At 45.9% G+C, this 18365-nt stretch carries 31 protein-coding genes; 27 read left to right on the top strand and 4 right to left on the bottom strand.

Translation table 11 applies throughout. From position 1 onward, the window contains the following. The first annotated feature begins 6 nt into the window (after nt 1-6). From ACTWJ7_RS28370 to ACTWJ7_RS28270, 21 genes are all read left to right on the top strand, one after another. Complete coding sequence (locus tag ACTWJ7_RS28370; RefSeq protein WP_443146084.1) at nt 7-297, top strand: phage tail tube protein; 291 nt, start codon at nt 7-9, stop codon at nt 295-297. Continuing rightward, nucleotides 294-464, top strand: coding sequence for a phage tail tube protein (locus ACTWJ7_RS28365; RefSeq protein ID WP_443146083.1), 171 nt, complete (start codon nt 294-296; stop codon nt 462-464). The genes ACTWJ7_RS28370 and ACTWJ7_RS28365 overlap by 4 nt, the downstream gene beginning before the upstream one ends. Nucleotides 465-764: 300 nt before the next feature. Continuing rightward, a complete protein-coding gene (locus ACTWJ7_RS28360; protein WP_443146082.1) occupies nt 765-1142 on the top strand; it encodes a Gp15 family bacteriophage protein in 378 nt (125 codons plus the stop codon). 221 nt (nt 1143-1363) lie between these two features. Further along, nucleotides 1364-1585: a hypothetical protein gene (locus ACTWJ7_RS28355; RefSeq protein WP_443146081.1), complete on the top strand. Its 222-nt coding sequence runs from the start codon at nt 1364-1366 to the stop codon at nt 1583-1585. Then, nucleotides 1585-1890: a hypothetical protein gene (locus tag ACTWJ7_RS28350; RefSeq protein WP_443146080.1), complete on the top strand. Its 306-nt coding sequence runs from the start codon at nt 1585-1587 to the stop codon at nt 1888-1890. Before ACTWJ7_RS28355 ends, ACTWJ7_RS28350 begins: the two co-directional genes overlap by 1 nt. Then, complete coding sequence (locus ACTWJ7_RS28345) at nt 1835-3157, top strand: hypothetical protein (protein WP_443146079.1); 1323 nt, start codon at nt 1835-1837, stop codon at nt 3155-3157. Before ACTWJ7_RS28350 ends, ACTWJ7_RS28345 begins: the two co-directional genes overlap by 56 nt. A gap of 72 nt (nt 3158-3229) precedes the next feature. Beyond that, nucleotides 3230-3772: a phage tail protein gene (locus ACTWJ7_RS28340; protein ID WP_443146078.1), complete on the top strand. Its 543-nt coding sequence runs from the start codon at nt 3230-3232 to the stop codon at nt 3770-3772. Next, the gene (locus ACTWJ7_RS28335; protein WP_443146077.1) at nt 3702-4172 is read left to right on the top strand and encodes a hypothetical protein; all 471 of its coding nucleotides are present in this window, start codon (nt 3702-3704) and stop codon (nt 4170-4172) included. Before ACTWJ7_RS28340 ends, ACTWJ7_RS28335 begins: the two co-directional genes overlap by 71 nt. Before the next feature lie 12 nt (nt 4173-4184). Continuing rightward, nucleotides 4185-4544, top strand: a complete 360-nt coding sequence (locus ACTWJ7_RS28330; RefSeq protein WP_105597976.1) for a DUF6711 family protein — start codon at nt 4185-4187, stop codon at nt 4542-4544. A gap of 4 nt (nt 4545-4548) precedes the next feature. Next, on the top strand, nt 4549-6576 hold the full coding sequence (locus ACTWJ7_RS28325) for a hypothetical protein (protein ID WP_443146076.1): 2028 nt from the start codon (nt 4549-4551) through the stop codon (nt 6574-6576). Between the two features lie 42 nt (nt 6577-6618). Beyond that, the gene (locus ACTWJ7_RS28320) at nt 6619-7188 is read left to right on the top strand and encodes a copper amine oxidase (protein ID WP_301880947.1); all 570 of its coding nucleotides are present in this window, start codon (nt 6619-6621) and stop codon (nt 7186-7188) included. Beyond that, complete coding sequence (locus ACTWJ7_RS28315; RefSeq protein WP_301880946.1) at nt 7185-7958, top strand: DUF4352 domain-containing protein; 774 nt, start codon at nt 7185-7187, stop codon at nt 7956-7958. Before ACTWJ7_RS28320 ends, ACTWJ7_RS28315 begins: the two co-directional genes overlap by 4 nt. A 22-nt stretch (nt 7959-7980) precedes the next feature. Continuing rightward, entirely contained in the window at nt 7981-8184 is a 204-nt protein-coding gene (locus ACTWJ7_RS28310; protein ID WP_443146075.1) for a hypothetical protein, read from the top strand. Further along, complete coding sequence (locus tag ACTWJ7_RS28305; RefSeq protein ID WP_301880944.1) at nt 8174-8392, top strand: hypothetical protein; 219 nt, start codon at nt 8174-8176, stop codon at nt 8390-8392. Before ACTWJ7_RS28310 ends, ACTWJ7_RS28305 begins: the two co-directional genes overlap by 11 nt. Then, the gene (locus ACTWJ7_RS28300; RefSeq protein WP_301880943.1) at nt 8346-10013 is read left to right on the top strand and encodes a phage tail protein; all 1668 of its coding nucleotides are present in this window, start codon (nt 8346-8348) and stop codon (nt 10011-10013) included. Before ACTWJ7_RS28305 ends, ACTWJ7_RS28300 begins: the two co-directional genes overlap by 47 nt. A gap of 11 nt (nt 10014-10024) precedes the next feature. Next, nucleotides 10025-10312 (top strand): hypothetical protein, encoded by a 288-nt coding sequence (locus tag ACTWJ7_RS28295; protein ID WP_301880942.1) that lies wholly within the window; start codon nt 10025-10027, stop codon nt 10310-10312. Then, nucleotides 10309-10494, top strand: coding sequence for a hypothetical protein (locus ACTWJ7_RS28290; RefSeq protein WP_301880941.1), 186 nt, complete (start codon nt 10309-10311; stop codon nt 10492-10494). The genes ACTWJ7_RS28295 and ACTWJ7_RS28290 overlap by 4 nt, the downstream gene beginning before the upstream one ends. Before the next feature lie 88 nt (nt 10495-10582). Continuing rightward, nucleotides 10583-10978, top strand: a complete 396-nt coding sequence (locus tag ACTWJ7_RS28285; protein ID WP_336759453.1) for a hypothetical protein — start codon at nt 10583-10585, stop codon at nt 10976-10978. A 1-nt stretch (nt 10979) separates the two neighbouring features. Continuing rightward, entirely contained in the window at nt 10980-11252 is a 273-nt protein-coding gene (locus tag ACTWJ7_RS28280; RefSeq protein ID WP_301880939.1) for a phage holin family protein, read from the top strand. Nucleotides 11253-11333: 81 nt separating this feature from the next. Beyond that, nucleotides 11334-11972: an N-acetylmuramoyl-L-alanine amidase gene (locus ACTWJ7_RS28275; RefSeq protein WP_443146074.1), complete on the top strand. Its 639-nt coding sequence runs from the start codon at nt 11334-11336 to the stop codon at nt 11970-11972. Nucleotides 11973-12444: 472 nt separating this feature from the next. Beyond that, nucleotides 12445-12672, top strand: a complete 228-nt coding sequence (locus ACTWJ7_RS28270) for a helix-turn-helix domain-containing protein (RefSeq protein WP_301880041.1) — start codon at nt 12445-12447, stop codon at nt 12670-12672. An 18-nt stretch (nt 12673-12690) separates the two neighbouring features. Here ACTWJ7_RS28270 and ACTWJ7_RS28265 read toward each other — a convergent pair whose 3' ends face one another. Then, the gene (locus ACTWJ7_RS28265) at nt 12691-12954 is read right to left on the bottom strand and encodes a hypothetical protein (protein WP_336759460.1); all 264 of its coding nucleotides are present in this window, start codon (nt 12952-12954) and stop codon (nt 12691-12693) included. Between the two features lie 162 nt (nt 12955-13116). Here ACTWJ7_RS28265 and ACTWJ7_RS28260 point away from each other — a divergent pair, with 162 nt between their 5' ends. Continuing rightward, nucleotides 13117-13350, top strand: coding sequence for a LexA family protein (locus tag ACTWJ7_RS28260; RefSeq protein ID WP_336759461.1), 234 nt, complete (start codon nt 13117-13119; stop codon nt 13348-13350). Beyond that, entirely contained in the window at nt 13340-13675 is a 336-nt protein-coding gene (locus ACTWJ7_RS28255) for a YolD-like family protein (RefSeq protein WP_443146073.1), read from the top strand. The genes ACTWJ7_RS28260 and ACTWJ7_RS28255 overlap by 11 nt, the downstream gene beginning before the upstream one ends. A gap of 366 nt (nt 13676-14041) precedes the next feature. Here ACTWJ7_RS28255 and ACTWJ7_RS28250 read toward each other — a convergent pair whose 3' ends face one another. Continuing rightward, nucleotides 14042-14257, bottom strand: coding sequence for a helix-turn-helix domain-containing protein (locus ACTWJ7_RS28250; RefSeq protein ID WP_079350860.1), 216 nt, complete (start codon nt 14255-14257; stop codon nt 14042-14044). Nucleotides 14258-14370: 113 nt separating this feature from the next. On the opposite strand from ACTWJ7_RS28250, the gene ACTWJ7_RS28245 reads away from it, so the two are divergent. Then, complete coding sequence (locus ACTWJ7_RS28245; protein WP_079350858.1) at nt 14371-14625, top strand: hypothetical protein; 255 nt, start codon at nt 14371-14373, stop codon at nt 14623-14625. A 341-nt stretch (nt 14626-14966) separates the two neighbouring features. Continuing rightward, entirely contained in the window at nt 14967-15203 is a 237-nt protein-coding gene (locus ACTWJ7_RS28240) for a hypothetical protein (RefSeq protein ID WP_079350857.1), read from the top strand. A gap of 124 nt (nt 15204-15327) precedes the next feature. Here ACTWJ7_RS28240 and ACTWJ7_RS28235 read toward each other — a convergent pair whose 3' ends face one another. Then, nucleotides 15328-16020: a hypothetical protein gene (locus tag ACTWJ7_RS28235; protein ID WP_301879641.1), complete on the bottom strand. Its 693-nt coding sequence runs from the start codon at nt 16018-16020 to the stop codon at nt 15328-15330. 207 nt (nt 16021-16227) lie between these two features. Then, complete coding sequence (locus ACTWJ7_RS28230) at nt 16228-16500, bottom strand: DUF2642 domain-containing protein (protein ID WP_301879640.1); 273 nt, start codon at nt 16498-16500, stop codon at nt 16228-16230. 398 nt (nt 16501-16898) lie between these two features. On the opposite strand from ACTWJ7_RS28230, the gene ACTWJ7_RS28225 reads away from it, so the two are divergent. Next, nucleotides 16899-17840, top strand: coding sequence for an AraC family transcriptional regulator (locus tag ACTWJ7_RS28225; protein WP_301879639.1), 942 nt, complete (start codon nt 16899-16901; stop codon nt 17838-17840). 17 nt (nt 17841-17857) lie between these two features. Then, on the top strand, nt 17858-18346 hold the full coding sequence (locus ACTWJ7_RS28220) for a DinB family protein (RefSeq protein ID WP_024630740.1): 489 nt from the start codon (nt 17858-17860) through the stop codon (nt 18344-18346). The last annotated feature ends 19 nt before the right edge of the window (nt 18347-18365 follow it).

Raw genomic sequence — 18365 nt, 5'->3', positions numbered from 1 at the left:
AATTTAATGCCGACAACTGGCGTATTTCCGGTTCATAACAATATTTTCAAAGTGGGTATCAAAGGCCGGGCTTCCACAGATTCAGAGATGGTGATGATCAAGGATCTGGAGAACTTCGCTCCAGCTATTGACGGTAACACGGAAGAGTGGAGTTCGATGGATCAGGCGGGCTGGACAAGACGTGCTGTAACAGGTAAATCCTTGTCGTTCAGCTTTTCAGCGGCAAACGGAACTATGGCGATCCTAGGTAATGATTACGTTGCTGGTTTGATGCTGGGTACTGGGACAAGAGGTTGAAACGATCTTTCGAATGGACGATGCCATCCGGCGCGAAGCTGACCATGGATTGCGTGATCAACCTGACCACGCCAGCAGGCGGCGATTCGACCAACATTGACGGTCTGGAATTTGAGCTGCTGTCTGACGGTAAGCCGGAATTTGATAAAGCACCAACTACACCATAATTCATAAACCAAGGGGGATTTAAAGATGGCCAACATTATTAATCTTACAGATAAATTTGCAAAAGACGAGGTAGCTATCAATCCAGATTGGAAACAAAAAGTATCCAATTAACAATTCCGTTGAAGCTGTATTGGGCTTTGAAGAACTGGCAAATGACGCTTCTGTGAAAGGACTTCTGAACGCAATTCAAGGGTCTTTGGGTGAGAAAGCCGTAACTGAAATTGGTGTAAGGAAAATGAACGTTGAAAACTTGAAGGTGCTTATGTCCGGTCTGGTTGCAGCTATGCAGGGTTTATCCTATGAGGAAGCCGCTGCCCGATTTCGACAATAGCGCTGCGCCGGAAAACTGGTACGATTTGCGCGAGGACTGGTCTTTAATTGAAGCCAGCCTTGCCAAACAGTACGGCATCCGCATCAGGCAGCACGGGGATATGTCGTGGGAAGAGTTTTGTACATTGGTTGGTGGCCTAATGCCTGATACGCCGCTGGGCAGCATTGTGACGATCCGAGCGGAGAAGGACCCGAAGACAATTAAGGGATTCAATGCAGATCAGCGCCGCATTCACAGGGAATGGCGAACACGGCAAGCGGACAAGAAACTGGATGACCCAGTGAAGCTTGATCAGCAGATGAAGAATATGGAAGCGGCAATAGCCCGGATGTTTGGGGGTGGGTAGATGACTAGCGCAGGCCAGCGTAGATTTAGACCTAGGGCTCGAATTATGGGCTGTTTCGACAGTCAGCTTAACGGAATCGCTGGTACAGCTACCAACCTTGTTGGTGGAGCATTCACAGAAGCTGGGCGGGATTGTTGCTGGAGCGTTCGCAGTTCATAGCATAAAAGAGTTCGGGAAGGAAGCCATTAACCTGGCATCCGACTCTGGCAGAGGTCCAGAACGTGGTTAACGTCACGTTCGGATCAATGACCAACCAGATTAACAACTGGTCATCGAACCTGATCGAGTCGTTCGGTCTGTCCGAGTTGTCCGGTAAACGATATGCATCGACGATGGGTGCCATGCTCAAATCGTCAGGTATTACCGGTGAAGCCATGAAACAGATGTCCGTTAAATTGACGGAATTATCTGCTGACATGGCTTCTTTTTATAACCTGACGTAATGACGAAGCGTATTACAAAGTATTCTCGCGGTATGGTCGGTGAGACAGAACCACTCAAGCAATTGGGTGTGAACATGTCTGTGGTCAACATGGAAGCCTACGCGATGTCACAGGGCATCACCAAGTCCTGGTTAGCCATGACGCAATCTGAACAGGCCATGCTTCGGTATGGCTATTTGCTACAGGTTACGGCCGATGCTCAGGGCGACTTTGCCCGTAACGGTCAGAGCATGGGCGAACCAAGTCCGTATGATGTCGGAACAGTGGAACATCTTCAAGGGCACTATGGGTGCAGGATTCATTAACATCTTGACGCCGATCCTGAAAGGGCTCAACTGGATCATAGCCAAACTACAGGTTGCAGCAGCCTATTTCAAAGCATTCACGGAACTGGTCTTTGGTGACGCTGTGAACGCTGGCGGTGCCGGAATGACTGTGGCTACGGATGCGATGGGCGGCATGGGTGATGCAGCAGCGGCCGCAGCTCCTGCTGTAGAAGATACAGGGAAAGCGGCTGAGAAGGCAGGCAAGAAGGCGAAGAAGGCCGGAAAAGACATGAAGGGCAGTTTGGCCGGATTCGACCAGCTCAATACACTAGCCCAATCCGCGGCGTCCGCTCTGGATGATGCAGGGTCAAAAGCTAAGGGCGCAGGCGCTGGAATAGGCGGTCTGGGTGCGATGGCCGGATTTGGTGACCTGGACTTGGGCACACCTTCAATTGAGATCGATCCTATCAAGCAGCAAGTGGCTGCGTTCTTGGAAGACGTCAAATCCCGATTTTCAAAAGCCTGGGCGTATATCTCTTCGGGCTGGGGCGAAATGCGGCCGGCACTGCAACCGTTCATTGATATGATGGTTCCTATTCGTCAATCGGTATCCAACATGGGCAAGACGTTTTTGGACCTGAAAGACAAGGTACTTGTTCCGGTGGCGAAGTACATTTTGGGTGACTTCATTCCGGCCATCGTCACAGGCTTTGTTAAATCGTTTGCTCCTGTCATTGCGAAGCAGATCGTATGGACATTTGATTTCCTTGACCGGACATTCCGGAATTCTACGGATCAATCCATTAAGCTGTGGGAAAACGTCTGGTTGCCGAGTCTGGAGAAGGTGAAGAACGCCTTTGTCACCAACATGCCACTTATTGCAGCAGCCCTGCAAAGCCTGCTGGATGGGACGTTGAACCCGTTCACGGATTTCATGATGAATGACTTTGCTATCCCGGTATCTACGGTTCTTGCCGAAACGCTGGTACCTATCTTCACGGATACACTTGTCTGGGCAATTGATACGTTTACCAAGACGTTCACGAATGCAGTCAACCATATCAACGATCTATGGGACAGCACACTGAATCCGGCTCTCGAGCAGTTCAGGGATTTGTTCTTGGATATCATTCCGCAGATCGGGAAATCATTTTCTGACTTGCTGAATGGTACGTTAAAGCCGTTTGTGGATTATGCCTTGAATGACTTCATTATCCCAATTGCCGCGAAGGTTATCGATACGCTGGTACCTGTGTTCACCGATACATTAGTTTGGGCCTTTCAAGGAAGCAGCCAACACGTTTGAATGGGCCGTCAAGTTGATCAATGACATTTACAACACGGTGCTTGAAACCCGTCTTTGATCTGATTAAAAAAATTGTTCTTGGATACGCTGGAGACGATTAAAGGCTTTTGGAACAAATACGGGGCTGAATTGCTTGCGAAGCTGACGGAGTTTATGGAGAACACGCGCAAGCTGTTCCAGAAACTTTGGGACGACATCCTGAAACCGATTATTGAACCTTTCTTGAAAAAGCTGAATGAAATTTGGGATGGAACGCTCAAGGGGATCATCAAGCAAGTGGGCGAGGTGGTCATGAAACTGGTTAACGCTGCACTGGACATCTACAACAAGTTCATTGTTCCGTTGATCAGTTATGTCATAGACAAACTGGCTCCAGGCTTCACCAAGGGCTTTAACATCATACTGAACATCGTCACAACGGTCATCGAAAGCGTAGGCGGGATCATCAAAGGGCTGCTGAAAACACTTGGCGGCGTCATTGATTTTGTGGCAGGTGCCTTCACAGGTGACTGGAAGAAGGCATGGACCGGAGTTAAGGATATCTTTGGCGGCATATTTGATTCCTTATATAGTCTTGGTCAAAGCACCGCTGAACCTGATCATAGATGGCATTAACAAGGTCATCGAAGGATTCAACAGTTTGAGTGTAAGCATTCCTGAGTTTGAGGTCTTTGGTCAGAAGGTGGGCGGGGCTCACATCGGGGTACCGCAGATACCGAAGATTCCGAAGCTGGCAAAAGGCGGTTTGGCCTACGGGCCGACACTTGCCATGGTCGGGGATAACCGAGGAGCTTCCGTTGACCCGGAAGTTGTATCGCCGCTGTCCAAGCTTCAAGACATGATCGGCGGCAACAATCAGCCGATGGTGGAAATATTGCTCCTGATTCTGGATGCCATCAAGAACGGAGATAAACAGACCGTCATTCAGCTCAATGGTACCGAGCTGGGGCGTGCTACTGTGAGTGCAATAAACGACATTACAAGGCGTCAAGGCCGTTCACCATTAACGACATAGGAGGGATGTAGATTGGAAATCAAAATTAATGGTCAAGTGATTGCCGCTTATCCTTCATCGTACCAGGTGACGGTGCTTGACTTGGATGACGCAAATTCATCCGTGCGTACTGCAAACGGAACCTTGAACCGGGACCGGATAGCAGTCAAACGGCAGATAGACATGACTTGGGGGATGCTGACTTGGGCAGAGATGTCCTCCATTCTCCAATCCATGTCCAATGTGTTTTTTGATTGCACTTTTCCAGATCCGATGACAGGGAAGCACGAAACCAAACGGATGTATGTCGGCAACCGGCCTGCACCGTTTAGTGTGATGAGTGGCGGCGTAATGTACTGGTCTGGGCTCAAATTGACGCTGACAGAGAGGTGATCAGATGTATCCAATATCGCCGCTCTACACGGATTATTTAAGACGGCCAGACCGGGAGTTTATCGTCAAGGCTCTGGTGGGTAGCGAGGAATACGATAGCAGTAGAATTGTGGATTTCAGTATTGAGAACAGTTTGAGCTTGACAGAAGGGTTTCAGATCGGGACGGCCATCCCTTCTAAACTGACAATCAAACTTCGAACAAATGAGATCATCCCGGCGAATGCACGTATCGTGCCGTACCTCTCCCTGTCTCTGGCTGGCCTGACGTGGCTAGAAGCGCAGTACCCATGGCAAGACATGAACATTACTTGGACGGGCTCAGGGACGGACTGGTTGCCGCTGGGAGAGTTCTTTGTTGATGATCGGGAGAAGATCAATGATGTTTGGACGTACACCTGTTACGACAAGCTGGTTATGGCTGACGTGGCGTACATATCATCATTGACGTATCCGACTACTCAGAAAGCCGTTTTTGATGAGATTTGCAAACGGCTGGGCTGGACATATGACAGCAGCGTGGTGATTAATCCGGCCTATCAGGTGCAGGCAGGGCCAGCAGGTTACACCATGCGCCAAGTGCTTGCCTATATCGCTTCCGCGAATAGCGCGAGTATTTTTATAGATAAGGCTGGCACGTTGAAATTCAAGCGGTTTACGGCTGCTGAAGAACCTGTATTTGAAATGACGACAGCAGATTATGTGGTTGCCAAAATGACCAATCCCGTTAAGTCATATAGCCGTGTAGTGGTGACGTACAACACCGAAGATGAGTTGCAATATGAAGCGGGTACCGGGGATGAGAACCATACCCTCTACCTGGAAAACCCGTTCATGACCCAATCGCAAGTAAACAATCTTCACGCTGCACTGAATGGATTTGCTTATCTGCCTTTGACGATGGAAGCGCGGGGGTATCCTCAGTTGGAACAGGGGGATGTCATCGGGTTTGTGCAGCAGGAAGGCAGCACCTGGATTGATACCGTGTCAACATGGGAAGATACCCAGATCCCATGGAATGGGCTTGTAGAATACAAGTCAATCATCTTACACCAGGTGTTCAGCTTTGCGGGTGGATTGAAGATGAGCCTGGAAGCCACATCTGTTTCAGAGCAGCGCAGTGAGTTTGTTGTTGAAGGAATTTTGACGCAACAAGTGAACAAGCTGAATAAGGATGCGATTAAAGAAGGCAAGGCCTACTACGGGGCCACGATCACCCGTACCGAGGGATTAATCATTGAGCGGGAAGATCATAAGAGTAAAGTCATTCTGAACAGCGACAAGCTATCATTCCAGGCAGATGGTCAAGACAAATTGTACTTTGATCCGGTTGCAGGCAAATACAAATTCATAGGCACGCTGGAAGCTTCGGATGGTGTGTTCAGCGGGACGGTTTCCGGTGGACGCATTGTGGGTGGCAGTATCCAAATAGGCAATTCATTTTCTGTCAATGAGTCCGGCCATATGGTTGCGGTTGGCGGGGAGTTTAGCGGCACGATCACGGCAGCAGTCATCACAGGTGGCCAGATCAATGGCGGTACAATTAATGGTTCAACCATCATTGGTTCGGTCCTGAAAACAGCGAACAGTGGCAGGCGCATTGAGATTGATACGGCTGGGTTCAGGTCCTACGATTCAAGCGGACGCAACAGGATACAGATGGCGACCACAGAGGATTCATTGGCTGCTGCTATGATCTTTAGGGATGTAAACGGAACATCGGTGGGCGAGATCAATTCCTATTCAAACAGTGGCGTCCTGACCATGTATGGAAATAGCATCATAATTGGTTCGAACAATACGGGTAATCCAATTCGTTTTCAAGGTGCAGTCAATTTTGCGGGGGCGGTTAACGGCCTGGATATCTCAGACGTCAGCGGACTGCAAAGTCAATTGACGAATTTACAAACTCAGATTTCTAACTTGCTGTTAGCTTTCTATTCTCACTCACACTCTGTTACTTTGCCTACGCACAACCACGGGCTCTCTAATGCCGCAAATTGGGGCGGAACCTTCACAACTTCAAATCCGTAATGTATCATAATAGGAAAATAGCACCAATACGGAGGTAGAGTCATGAAGAAGTTTGCACATAAAGTTGCATATATTGCTGGTGGTATCATTATCGGCGTAGTGTTTTCGACATCAGCAGGAGCATTTGCCGATACTGTTAAGAGCATGGTTGGAAAGAAAGTGACTGGTGAATATACGATTGTTGTAGATGGAAAGAAATTGTCAGACAAAGGTGCAGTTATTGACTCTCGAGCAAATGTTCCAGCGCGTGCCTTGTCTGACGCTTTAGGGGCTGATGTTAAAGTGACTGGTAAAACAATCGTTATCACGTCTGATGCGAACGGGTCTTCTGGGATCAACTCTCCCGACTCTCCCATTCAGACTGCGAACAAGTATTCAGGTAAATCAAAAGCCGCTTTGGAAATATTGAAATCGGAATATAATAATAAAATCTTGCCACCAGTTGTTGAAGGGCTCAAAAAAGTAACTGATGAATACGAGGGTATTAAAGCAGCGGGGGACGCTGAAACTACTAGACTTGCAAAACAAAAGGTAGCTGAATATCAAAAGCTGGTAGATGATGCTCAAGCAGAACTGAAGCTGATTGATGAAGCGCTGGAGGTTGCTAAGTGAAAAAAGTCATCTCAGGAGTATTGGCAGTAACATTATTACTTGGTTCCACTACTGTAATGGCAGCTTCATCTGGCTTGCTCGGTCAGAAAGTACAAGGTCTGTTCTCAGTTGAACAGAATGGTTCTAAAATAGCAGATGCTGTAGTAATTAATGGTTCTACTTATGTACCTGTACGAGCGATTGCTGAAGCAACTGGAACATCCATAAAAGTTGAAGGTAAGAAAATTATTATTGGCGGGTCCTCTTCAACAGCACCAAGCAAAGATACAAATACTGGAAATAACAATACTAGCGGCAATAATTCATCCACTTCTAATAGTAGAGCTAATCCAGCGTCAATCGGTACGACACTTCCGTTTACTGTGAAGGATATTATGGATGATTATGGCGGTACGGTGAGTATCCAGCAGGTTATTCGAGGGGAGCAAGCTTGGCAGATGATTCATGAAGCCAATATGTTCAACGATGAACCCGCTGCCGGATATGAATATATACTTGCAAAAGCGAAAGTGAATATTACCAGAAATGCTAAATCGGATACTGCTGTTGACCTCTGGAACGGAGATTTCACGCTAGTCTCCACTTCTGGAACAGCTTATGATAATCAAACGGTAGTAACACCCGATCCGAAAATAAATTCAAGTATTTACGCGGGATCTTCAAACGAGGGCTGGGTAGTCTTCATGGTTAAGAAGAACGATGATTCACCCTTGATTGCGTTCGAACGTAAGTATGACGGATCTGGTGGGGTATGGTTCAAAACAAAATAAAATAACACATGAGAGAGTCCATATGCATGGGCTCTTTTTTGTTGCCCAGAAAGGTGTGAACAGCATGGAGGAACAGCGGTTACGCGAGATTATACGTGAGGAATTAATTGCCCATGATGAACGGACCAAAGCTGAGACGGTGACGATCCGCGTCAATGATCAGATGAAAGGCACTATGCTTGAAATCATGAAGAATATGAAGTGGGGTGCACCAAGTGAGAATTAAGAAAGTGCTTGAGCTGTCCGTAGACGTGACTGACATTTTCCGTGAGAGTCCTTTGGTGATCCGGGCCATGGTGGACACATTACCCACGCTGGATTCTCAGGTTGCGTTCCTTCGGGCTATTCACCAGGACGTTGAAACTTTATTGAAGGGAGTTGTTACGAATGGCGAACCGGTTCGCGAATCTGGAGGGCAGCAAAAAGATAAGTGAGGATTTCAATAACATTAACATCGGTTTTGATCGTGTTCAGGCCGAGATGGACACCAAAGGTACGCCAGCGGATGCCCAGGCCAAAGCCGATGCAGCTAAAGTGGCAGCCATTGCCGCGGCTGCTGCTGATCTGGCTGCACATAAGGCACGCGGGGCAGATGAGCATCCGACAGCAAAAGGGAATGCAGCGGGGTTCATGAGTGCGGCTGACAAGCTCTTAGTGGATGCCCGCACCAGCGCCGCAACCCCTGACACGCTCATGCAGCGTGACGCAGCGGGACGGGCCAAGGTAGCTGCTCCAATCGCAACGGATGACATTGCCCGCAAAGCTGAAACGGACACCGTACAAGCCAATCTGGACAGCCATGCAACGGATACGAATATCCATGTAACAGCAGCGGACCACACAAAGCTAAATGGGATTGCTGCAGGAGCTGAGGTCAACCAAAACGCCTTTGCAGTTATCAATGATGTGGAAGCTTCCGGTAAGTCTGATACAGTTATTTTTGTTGGTGGTACAGGGATTACAGTCACAACCGATCCCGAGGGCAAGCGGATTGTCCTGACGGCAACAGGGGAAGCAACGCCGGGCGCTCACGCATCATCTCATATCACTGGCGGGACGGACGTCATCCCTGATGCTGTAATTGGCGGCTCAAGCGGTCTGATGAGTGGAACGGATGCCAAGTTTGTACGGCAAGATGGGGAGAGCAAAACAGGGGCACAGGCCAAGGCAGACGCAGCCAAACAGGCAGCCAATGAATATACGGACGGTAAAGTTGCGGAAATCGTCATTGATGATGCGTCCTTGACTCAGAAAGGTATTGTGCAATTGTCTGATGCTACTGATGGTTCTCGGAGTGATGTTGCAGCAACGGAGAAAGCTGTTGGACTGGCTTTTCAAGCTGGAGTTGAGCGGAAAGCCGAAGTGGTTGCCGCGCTTAACTCCATAGGGGTATTGGCATCCACTTCAGAGACATGGGATCAGCTTATTTCTAAATTAGCGGCGGTTATTCGCGCTACAGGTTCGGCTACCCCGTCACAAGTCATGTCTGGAGCGACGTTCTCGAATGTAACAGGAAATAACCGTACTGGAGCCATGCTCGATAATGGTGCTGTTACACAAAATATCACAAATCAAAACGGCGTCTATGTTGTACCAGAAGGATATCATAATGGCTCTGGTGTGGTACAAGCTGTTATTACGAACTTAATTGCGGGAAATATCAGGACTGGTATAACAGTTGGTGGGGTGCCTGGTACGTTTACTGGTTCGATTTCTCCAGGAAGCGGCCCGATTTTCAGACGAACTAATTACGCGAGTAGCAATTCTAGCACACCGTACGAGGTGGTTGGCATTGTATTTAACCTGCCAGGGACAATACGTATCTCGTTTGACTTGTACACATCATCTACTAATGCTCGCGCCCAAATATATAAAAATGGGGTTGCTTTCGGCACACTCCGAAGCTCAAGCTCATCAACACCAACAACATATGTACAGGATATAACCTTTGTTGCTGGTGATAAAATTTCTGTTTATTTATGGGCAATTGGATCATCTGCGTCGATAGAAAAGATAATTTACGGTACTAATCTTTTGACAATAACGCAAGAGTAGGAGGTTGACGGATGAAAATGGTTTTGGAATATAAAACTCAAGCTGAACGCGAACGACTCATTGCCGAGAATGCACATAAATTTCTCGTGGAAGAACGTAATATCATTGATGGGAATTTTTTAGTTTTTGCAGATGAAGCTCCACCTGTTCCTGTAATTTATGTGACTGTACCGCAAGAGGAGTTTGAATCAATCAAGCAAGATAGCACACTCCTGAAAGCACAAAGCAAAGCATTGTCCGACCGTGCCGACTTCACTGACGATGTTATCGCTGAAATGGCGCAGGAGTTATACAAATGATCCGGCGCTTTTTATTTTGGCTTTTGATTCGTCTGGAAGGGGGTGAGACCATGGTTGCTATGTTCTTTGCACAACGTATCATTTTGGGGAAAACGGAGTATAAGGCTGTACCTGAATCTTTGCGTGGACAGGTAAATGAAATTTTGATTGAGAGTGGCGTTGAATTCATGATCGAACAGTAACAGGCGTTCCCAATATGGAACGCTATTTTTGTGCCCTCTGGAGTGGTCAGGGGCTTTTTCATATTAGATAGAGACGGGGGAGTGGCGTATGGAAGCCATACCAGGAGGTGTGAATGACATGCAGGTGCAGGATGTAAATACGATTGTGGATTTGAAGGTACAACTGGCCCGGATTGAAGAAGCCTTAAAACCTTTGGCGGCTTTGGCTCCAGGTGTAGCAGAGGTTAGAGAGATTTCCAAAGAAGCCTTGCAGACAGCACAGCAAACGGCTTTGAGACTCGTTGAACTTGAAGCAGAATTGAAGAAGACAACCGATGTAGCCCATGAAGCCAAGCGCAATGCGGCAGATGCGCTGACACGTTTAAATAAGCATGACGAGGATCAGAAGTGGCTAAAGCGTACCGTGTATGGTGCGGCATTAACTGGATTGACTGGACTTCTTATCGCGGCTGTATGGGCCGGAATTAAGTTAGGGGGAATGTAGTGTGGAGTGGGACATTATTCAAGGGTTGATTGATGCTAGGCTGCTAATCGTATTGGCAGCCTGCTGGGTGATTGGGTACGTTCTCAAGAAAACGCCAAAGGTACAGGATTGGACCATCGTTTATATCGTTTCCGGTGTAGCAATTGTATTTTCTATCCTGATGCTTGGCCTGAGTGTGGAGAGTGTGGTACAGGGCGTTCTAGTGGGCGCTGTGGCGGTTTACGGGAATCAGTTGGTAAAGCAGACGAAAAAGGGAGCTGGTACAGATGTTTAAAGTAGAGGTCGACGCGGGCCACGGAGGTAAGGACCCAGGCGGTTCGGGAAACGGTGTGTTGGAAAAGATATTGCTCTAAAGGTGTCACTCGGCATCAAGGAACGCCTGGAAGCTGATTACGAGAATGTACAGGTGCTGTTGACCAGATCCACGGACGTATTTTTGGAACTGAAGGAGCGGACAAGCAAAGCCAATGCTGCTGGTGCTGACATCCTGGTATCCATCCATTGCAACGCTGGTGGCGGCAAGGGCGGGTTTGAGTCCTTTCGGTATACTTCGGCATCTAAAGAGAGTATCAAACTTCAGGATGCATTACACAAGGCAATCATGGCTAAGTTGGGCGGAATCGATCGAGGACAGAAGGCACAGAACCTTCACATGGTCCGCGAATCCAAGATGCCTGCCGTATTGACGGAAAATCTGTTTGTTGATGTTGCGGCGGATGCGGATCGTCTCAAGCAGTCCAGTGTGATCAATGCAATTATTGATGGGCACGTTCAAGGAATTGCGAATTATCTGGGATTGAATAGAAAGACGAAGGAGGACAAGCCAGTGACACAAAATCGAGACATTAACGTTCCAAGCAAGTGGGCTGAGTCGGCATGGAATGATTTAACTTCCAAAGGATACTTCGATGGCAGCAGACCAGGAGCACCAATTACGCGCGAGGAAATGGCGATAGTCCTGAATCGTTTGCTTAACAACATTGCTCAGAAATAATCCCAATCGCTTGGAAATATCAAAGGCCCTACCAGTTAATCTGGCGGGGCCTTTTTTGCGTTTATCAAAACATAGACATGCAGGATAAACCTATTGACTATAGTAAATAGATATGGTATATTATTTATGGGAGGTGAGAACAAGGATGAAGAAAAAGGAGAAAGAAAAAGGAACTCCCGGTGGACAAGCTGGTTACGCTTCTCACGGCCATTGTCAGCTTGCTTACCGCAGTAGTCAACCTCATCATAGTCCTTCGCCGTTAGGCGGGACTTGAGGGTAGCACGGTCGGTTAATCCCAAAGGCCGACCGTGTGAGTTCCTTAATCCTTCTCTTCCCTTAGTATAGCATGACAAGAAGGGAGCATGTATAATCATGAGTATGTCAAAAATAACTAAAGTGACTTTGATCATTAGTTTGCTTTCGTTGGGTCTAAGTGTCGCTACAATGGTAATATTGATTACGAGGTGATTTGATGGAACGGGACGATCTGATCCGCATCATACAAGAGAACGTACTAACATCTGCTGAAACAGTGGAGCTGCTTGGCGTGTCCAAACAAAATCTACTGTCCTTAGTTCAGCGTGGTAAACTGCAGCCAGTCAAAGAGTCCGGGTCAGTTCGTCTCTTTCTCAAATCGGATGTTGAGGACCGTAAGCGAGAGGCGGAACAGTTGCGTGAGAAGTATAGACCATATGAATGAATATTTGAACCCACCAGCTCATTCCGGTGGGTTTTTCTCTTTAGGCTTACGTGCCGGCTTCTTCATCGTCCGATCGTATATGTAGGGCTTTCCGTGATACTCCCAGTTGTTCTTCTGCTTCTCTCTTTTGTGTATGGCCACTTTGATCTCCAGGTTAGCTACTTCTTTTTGAAACTTCGATGCGTACTTTTTACACCAAGCTAGCCCGCTCCCCTCGCTCGAACTGAAATGAGTCCTAAGCAAGAATCCGTTTACCGTAATCTCAAACTTATATAGGTTCATGGTGACTGTCCTTTCCTGTGTTTGGTTAATTTTATCATACAAGTTATTTTGCATCTTAACAAGAACGTGTGTTCTTTTTATGTGTTGATAAGGGAACGTGTGATCGCATATAATGATACCAATGTATCTGTTCCTGTTCAGCAGCTAAGGAGGTTCACAGACATGCAAAGATTAAGTCGCAGGGAAGAGGATGCGTTACAGGCAATCAAAGAATTTTTTCGGGATAACAAATATCCACCTACCACCAGGGAGCTTAGCGATATGCTGGGTTGGTCTTCTTCATCCACAGCCCACGGATATCTGGATCGCTTGGAGAAAAAGGGTTATATTAAACGGTCCGAGTCGATTCCACGAGGTATTAAAATTATGACGGAGGATGATATCTATGGCGAGTAAATTAAGTGAGAATGGGATTTATGAAGGATCGAGGCTGATCCTCCCGGAACATCGTGAAGCGTATTTGGCTCAGGAAGAGTTACAAAGGCGGCGTGGGAAGCCTGTATTGGACGAACAGGAGATGCAGCTCATCGAGGAAGCGATCCTGGAGTCATACCAGGAATGCCGATCTGTTACGTTGACCGTATTTAATCCATTTGATGATGAGGATATAAGGGGAGTCGTTGCGTCAATTGACAAGCCGAACAGGAGAATCAAGCTAGTAAGGGCAGAAGAGGATTACAGCTGGATTAAGATTGAAGAGATTACTGCAGCTTCAATATGAGATTAAGATCCGTCAGGGCAGCCTGGCGGATTTTTTCCTAAATCAGCCGAAAAACCACCCCTTATACTACCTCGCACCGTTGGAATTCATATTAAAATCAGATTGTATTCGACAATATATTATTCATTAACAAGAACGTGTGTTCCGTGTATAATGTGAAGTATATCTTTATTGTAAAGTAAATTCATCGTTTGCTGAAGCCAGCAGATGTAAAGTTTTACCTTCGGGACGTTCGACACAATGCGACACCGAATGTCATAGGAAGAAGGTATTATTTACATATATAAATCAATGAGAAGGAGGTTAGAAGCTATCGAGAAAAACTATGGCTTAACCATAGATTAACCCTAGGGAGAGCCGACCGGCTCACTCAAAAACTAGCTCGTATAATTCTTCCACATGACAGTCCAGAACATAGGCAATGTGGAACATCACGTCAGATGACATCTTATCGTGATTATTTGCCCAGTTAGATATAAGCTGTGGGCTATATCCTGTTCTTGTGGATAGGTCAATCTGTTTCATACGGCGTTCTTTGAGTAGTTGTTTAAGTCGGCATCTCCCTCGGGAGACTTTAGCCACAACAAATGCTCCTTAACTTGCATAGGGTATTTCGAGGGAAATTATAACACCAATATACTTACAGGTAAATGTTCTGTGAACTGAAAAACGTACATCTAAGAGGAGAAACTGCAATGACTAAAACAAAAAGCAGTGAGGATGAAAATAAGGAAAAAATAAAACAGGTACTATTACACTGCGAAAAGGCAGAAGACTCGTTGCACAAGAAGCTGGCGGGGATTATCAATGAACTATGGGATGTTCCAGGAGTGAGAAAAGAATTACTTTCAGAGATTGAGAGCCTTTATGTGGAAAAAGGGGAACTCTATTGTTTGGTGGCATATGCTGCAGGATATAGAAGCGGGAATGAAAGTCATGAAAACCGTTAACATGTAAACCGCTTGTTAACCAACTGGTGTTAACGCATATATTTTCTAGTTAAACATGTTACAGATAAACTATTGGTCACACCTACGGTACAGCCATTATATACCCTTAAGTTAAACATATTACAGACTATTATGGAATGGGCGGCATGATGTAATAAAGGTGTAAAAACCTTTGTAATGCCGATAGATGAAAGGCTCCCGAAAGGGAGCCTTTTATATATTTAGAGTAGGGTGCTTTGAATTATGTTTTAACACTGAATCGATATCTGTTAGCTTACTTCTTCGTATGTACAATGAAACATATATATGATTATATGGAATTTGATTGAGGAGGAAATGAATTGAGAAAGAGTACAAAGTGGACGTTGTGGATTCTTGGCTTGATGGTAGGTGCAATTTTCATCAATTTTTACATGAACCTATATAGTTTCGCTTATGCTTTGATTACTGTGCTTTTATTTGTATTCATGGGGTGGGGATTCTTGGCCAAGTTAAAGAACGACGTTCGTCAGCATGAAGATCACCATAGAAGAGAGCATCAATCTGCGATCGATGACATTGATCGATACACGAGGTAGTAATCAATGAGCATACCATACATAGCTGTGTTGTTAACAGGCAGACCACCATTTTTTATTAAGCAGTTTCATACCACACGTTAAGTCGTTCCTCAATGGAACGACTTGTTTGCACATTCGGAACTTATTTAACTGCTTTTATTCCAAAAGTAGAAATATCGTCTTGGATGCTGAAGCGATATTCAAATTCATTTCGAACAGTCGCTTCATCAAATTCACTCTGACTTACATCGCGATCTAATATGCCGATATCCTGAATCACGTCTTGCGCATCATTATATGTGTACTCGTTATTGGTTGTCAGAATAAGTGTAGCGATCGCAGTTAATAGGTTACCACCGGTTGGTTTACTGACATCACCAGACTCGTATAACATGACTTCCTGAACTTTTTGCTCTGAATTTAACACACCAACCATACGTAAATTGTCTTTGAAGATATACTCAAAGGTTTTTGTGCCATGTTCTGAGGCCTCTTTCACGTTCAAGACGGTTATACTCAGACCATTTAATCGGTATTTGCCTACGATTGAATTGAATTTGTTTTTGAACGCATCGGTAGTCATATTCAAAACAGAGAGAGCGGTCTGGTCTAGGTCATCATTGTTATTTTCAACTGTAGTATTCACTTTGTTCGTAGTCGAAGCCAACATACCATACATTCCTATAGAAGCAATTGCAAAACACATCGCTGTTAGCATAACGTGCTTTTTCGTTATCCGGTTATGCTTTCTTATGGATAAGATCATCAAAAGAAGAAAAACGAAGAAAACAATAAAGCCTAGTGTGAATAGTATTGTGAAAAACGCTTGCAACAAAATCTCACCTCGTAATACATCTTTATGTATTCTCATTATAATGTTGCTTTGGGAAACTTTAAACCTATACTCTTCATTTCAAAAAAAGCACTGCTGGCATACGGCCAGCTAATCAGGTACCCATACACCGGACACTTAGAAAAAGAAGTGTTTAGGGTATGGGTACCTTTGTAGTTGCCTTCTGTTCGTTATTACCTCAATCTCTGTTTAATCAGGCATGATCCAGACGATTTCGGCGATACGAACTAAGAATTTTTTGTGTCTTTCTTCCAGGACAACATGATCATGCTTAACAGCGACGACGCATCCATCAAGTCTGCCGCGAGTTGTTTCCAGGATAACCACTTTTCCCATCAGGGCCATCAGACTCTCGACTACGCAATGATCTACTGGGTGAACCACAATATTATGAGGCATGTGGTGCATTTGCTGCATATAAGGCGAGTTAGCCATATGATGCATCATTGGATAATTATTCAAAGTAAAACCTCCCAAATCATTTATAGGGCATTCTATGCGATGGCCTACCCAAATGACTGGGCGTTTGACCTGAAATCTGTTCATTTGGTAAATCTGAATGAGGCAGAACACATGTCAATAGGTCACCTTGTAAAATCATTTCTTCCATTTGTCTTACAAATGGTGTGATACGTTCTCACAATCAGTCTGCCGGAGCTGTTGAATTTTGATGTTCTTTTCATCTCCATTTCAGATTTCATTAAGGTAGCAGGGGTAAGATAAGTCTTGTAAACCCCTTCTCGTGTTAAATAGATGTGTGACTAGCCCCGTCGGATCCTCCGGCGGGGTACTTTTTTCTCAGTTTACCGGTTGATGGTATGATAGATGAATACATAATGCTAATAACGGAGGGATGGTTCGTGGACCTGAGTCTGCATCCGCTGTTCAGACCCATTCAGATGAATGGGACAGGTAGGCACACGTATTACATGGAGCAAATACCTTCTGCACCCCTGATGGCTCATATAGCTTGTTATTGGGAATCCGGTTTGATTCTACAGTCTTCTAAGAAACCTGATATCGATGGAGGTATAGTTCAGCCTGATATGTCTGTACCTGCCCGGGTATTGCCGGATGGCTGCACGGACATGCTGATTACATACGACTCGGTCAGTTTGTTGCATTCTTATGGTTACTGTGGCAACTATACGCATCCGTTTGCTGTACCAGGGCCGTCTGATGCGCCTGCTTCTGCCGATTACACATTTGGGGTGCGCTTTTTCCCAGGTGGAGCATATGTCTTTCACGGTTTGCCGTTGGAGGAATTTACAGATAGACGAATTCCGCTTCATGAATGTTGGCCAGTCGAGCTGAGTGAGCTTCAGGAGCGGATGGCTGGAACGAAAAGCTTTAATGAACGAGTACAGGTGATGAATACCTATCTGAGTCCGCTATCCTTGCAACCCAATACATATGAGCATGATTTGATGAAAAACGTGCTTCACCGCATTTTTAAGGATGGGGGCCGCATGAGCGTCAGTGAGTTGGCGATGCGAGAGGTTGTCAGTGAACGCCAGCTGCATCGGAAGTTTGCAGAATGGGTTGGAGTCAGTCCAAAGAGATTCAGCGAGGTTGTTCGTTTTCACCGTGTCCTGGAAAGTATTCATCAGGGGCACACGGCAGATGGGGTAGCGCTGGCCCTGAATCATGGTTTCTATGACCAAGCCCATTTGATTCGTCAATTTCGTAAGTTCTATGGAGAAACCCCGCTCACTGCTGCCAAAGAATATCAACAAATGTTGTCCGATTTGTACAATAACTCGGTTGTCCCTTCCGTTATACTGAATGGTGAGAATGAATAGTAAAGGAGATATCATATATGAATGGAACATTGCAAATCAGAGATCATCTGCTAAGTGAATTGGAGACGGGCGTGCGAACGGGGGCTAGCCTGATCCGCTTGATTCGTCCGGAGGACTGGGCTTACCGCCCGCAGGACAATATGCGTTCACTGGTGGAACTGGTCCATCATTTTATTCAGATTACGGCTTCGGACCTTGCGATTATGCAGGAGGAAGGCGAAGCAGAGGTAGGCGTGGTGGAGAATAGTCTGTCAGGGATCGAAGATATTGAAAAACTGGAGTCAACCCTCTGGGCCAATTTGGAGGCCTACAAAGCGTATATCCTTTCATTAAGCGAAGAAGATCTGCTGAACCGCTCAACTAAAGCATTCTATATGGAGCATGGTCATTTACAAGTCCAATGGCAGATTGAAACGCTAACGCATGTGTTCCATCACCGTTCACAGCTTTATAATTATCTCAAACAGCAGGGACATGAGTTGAACTTTTTCATGCTTTATGCGTAAGAATCTTAGAAAATGAGTT

The sequence above is a fragment of the Paenibacillus sp. 1A_MP2 genome (assembly GCF_052244825.1).
GTDB classification, from domain to species: domain Bacteria; phylum Bacillota; class Bacilli; order Paenibacillales; family Paenibacillaceae; genus Paenibacillus; species Paenibacillus vandeheii.
This window is presented reverse-complemented; position numbering and strand designations above follow the sequence as displayed.

What these genes read in the sequence shown, in the direction of transcription:
- ACTWJ7_RS28370 (WP_443146084.1), top strand. Translation starts at nt 7, where the DNA reads ATGCCGACAACTGGCGTATTTCCGGTTCATAACAATATTTTCAAAGTG.
- ACTWJ7_RS28360 (WP_443146082.1), top strand. Translation starts at nt 765, where the DNA reads ATGAGGAAGCCGCTGCCCGATTTCGACAATAGCGCTGCGCCGGAAAAC.
- ACTWJ7_RS28350 (WP_443146080.1), top strand. Translation starts at nt 1,585, where the DNA reads ATGACGAAGCGTATTACAAAGTATTCTCGCGGTATGGTCGGTGAGACA.
- ACTWJ7_RS28345 (WP_443146079.1), top strand. Translation starts at nt 1,835, where the DNA reads ATGATGTCGGAACAGTGGAACATCTTCAAGGGCACTATGGGTGCAGGA.
- ACTWJ7_RS28325 (WP_443146076.1), top strand. Translation starts at nt 4,549, where the DNA reads ATGTATCCAATATCGCCGCTCTACACGGATTATTTAAGACGGCCAGAC.
- ACTWJ7_RS28320 (WP_301880947.1), top strand. Translation starts at nt 6,619, where the DNA reads ATGAAGAAGTTTGCACATAAAGTTGCATATATTGCTGGTGGTATCATT.
- ACTWJ7_RS28310 (WP_443146075.1), top strand. Translation starts at nt 7,981, where the DNA reads ATGCATGGGCTCTTTTTTGTTGCCCAGAAAGGTGTGAACAGCATGGAG.
- ACTWJ7_RS28300 (WP_301880943.1), top strand. Translation starts at nt 8,346, where the DNA reads ATGGCGAACCGGTTCGCGAATCTGGAGGGCAGCAAAAAGATAAGTGAG.
- ACTWJ7_RS28295 (WP_301880942.1), top strand. Translation starts at nt 10,025, where the DNA reads ATGAAAATGGTTTTGGAATATAAAACTCAAGCTGAACGCGAACGACTC.
- ACTWJ7_RS28290 (WP_301880941.1), top strand. Translation starts at nt 10,309, where the DNA reads ATGATCCGGCGCTTTTTATTTTGGCTTTTGATTCGTCTGGAAGGGGGT.
- ACTWJ7_RS28285 (WP_336759453.1), top strand. Translation starts at nt 10,583, where the DNA reads ATGGAAGCCATACCAGGAGGTGTGAATGACATGCAGGTGCAGGATGTA.
- ACTWJ7_RS28270 (WP_301880041.1), top strand. Translation starts at nt 12,445, where the DNA reads ATGGAACGGGACGATCTGATCCGCATCATACAAGAGAACGTACTAACA.
- ACTWJ7_RS28265 (WP_336759460.1), bottom strand. Translation starts at nt 12,954, where the DNA reads ATGAACCTATATAAGTTTGAGATTACGGTAAACGGATTCTTGCTTAGG.
- ACTWJ7_RS28260 (WP_336759461.1), top strand. Translation starts at nt 13,117, where the DNA reads ATGCAAAGATTAAGTCGCAGGGAAGAGGATGCGTTACAGGCAATCAAA.
- ACTWJ7_RS28255 (WP_443146073.1), top strand. Translation starts at nt 13,340, where the DNA reads ATGGCGAGTAAATTAAGTGAGAATGGGATTTATGAAGGATCGAGGCTG.
- ACTWJ7_RS28245 (WP_079350858.1), top strand. Translation starts at nt 14,371, where the DNA reads ATGACTAAAACAAAAAGCAGTGAGGATGAAAATAAGGAAAAAATAAAA.
- ACTWJ7_RS28220 (WP_024630740.1), top strand. Translation starts at nt 17,858, where the DNA reads ATGAATGGAACATTGCAAATCAGAGATCATCTGCTAAGTGAATTGGAG.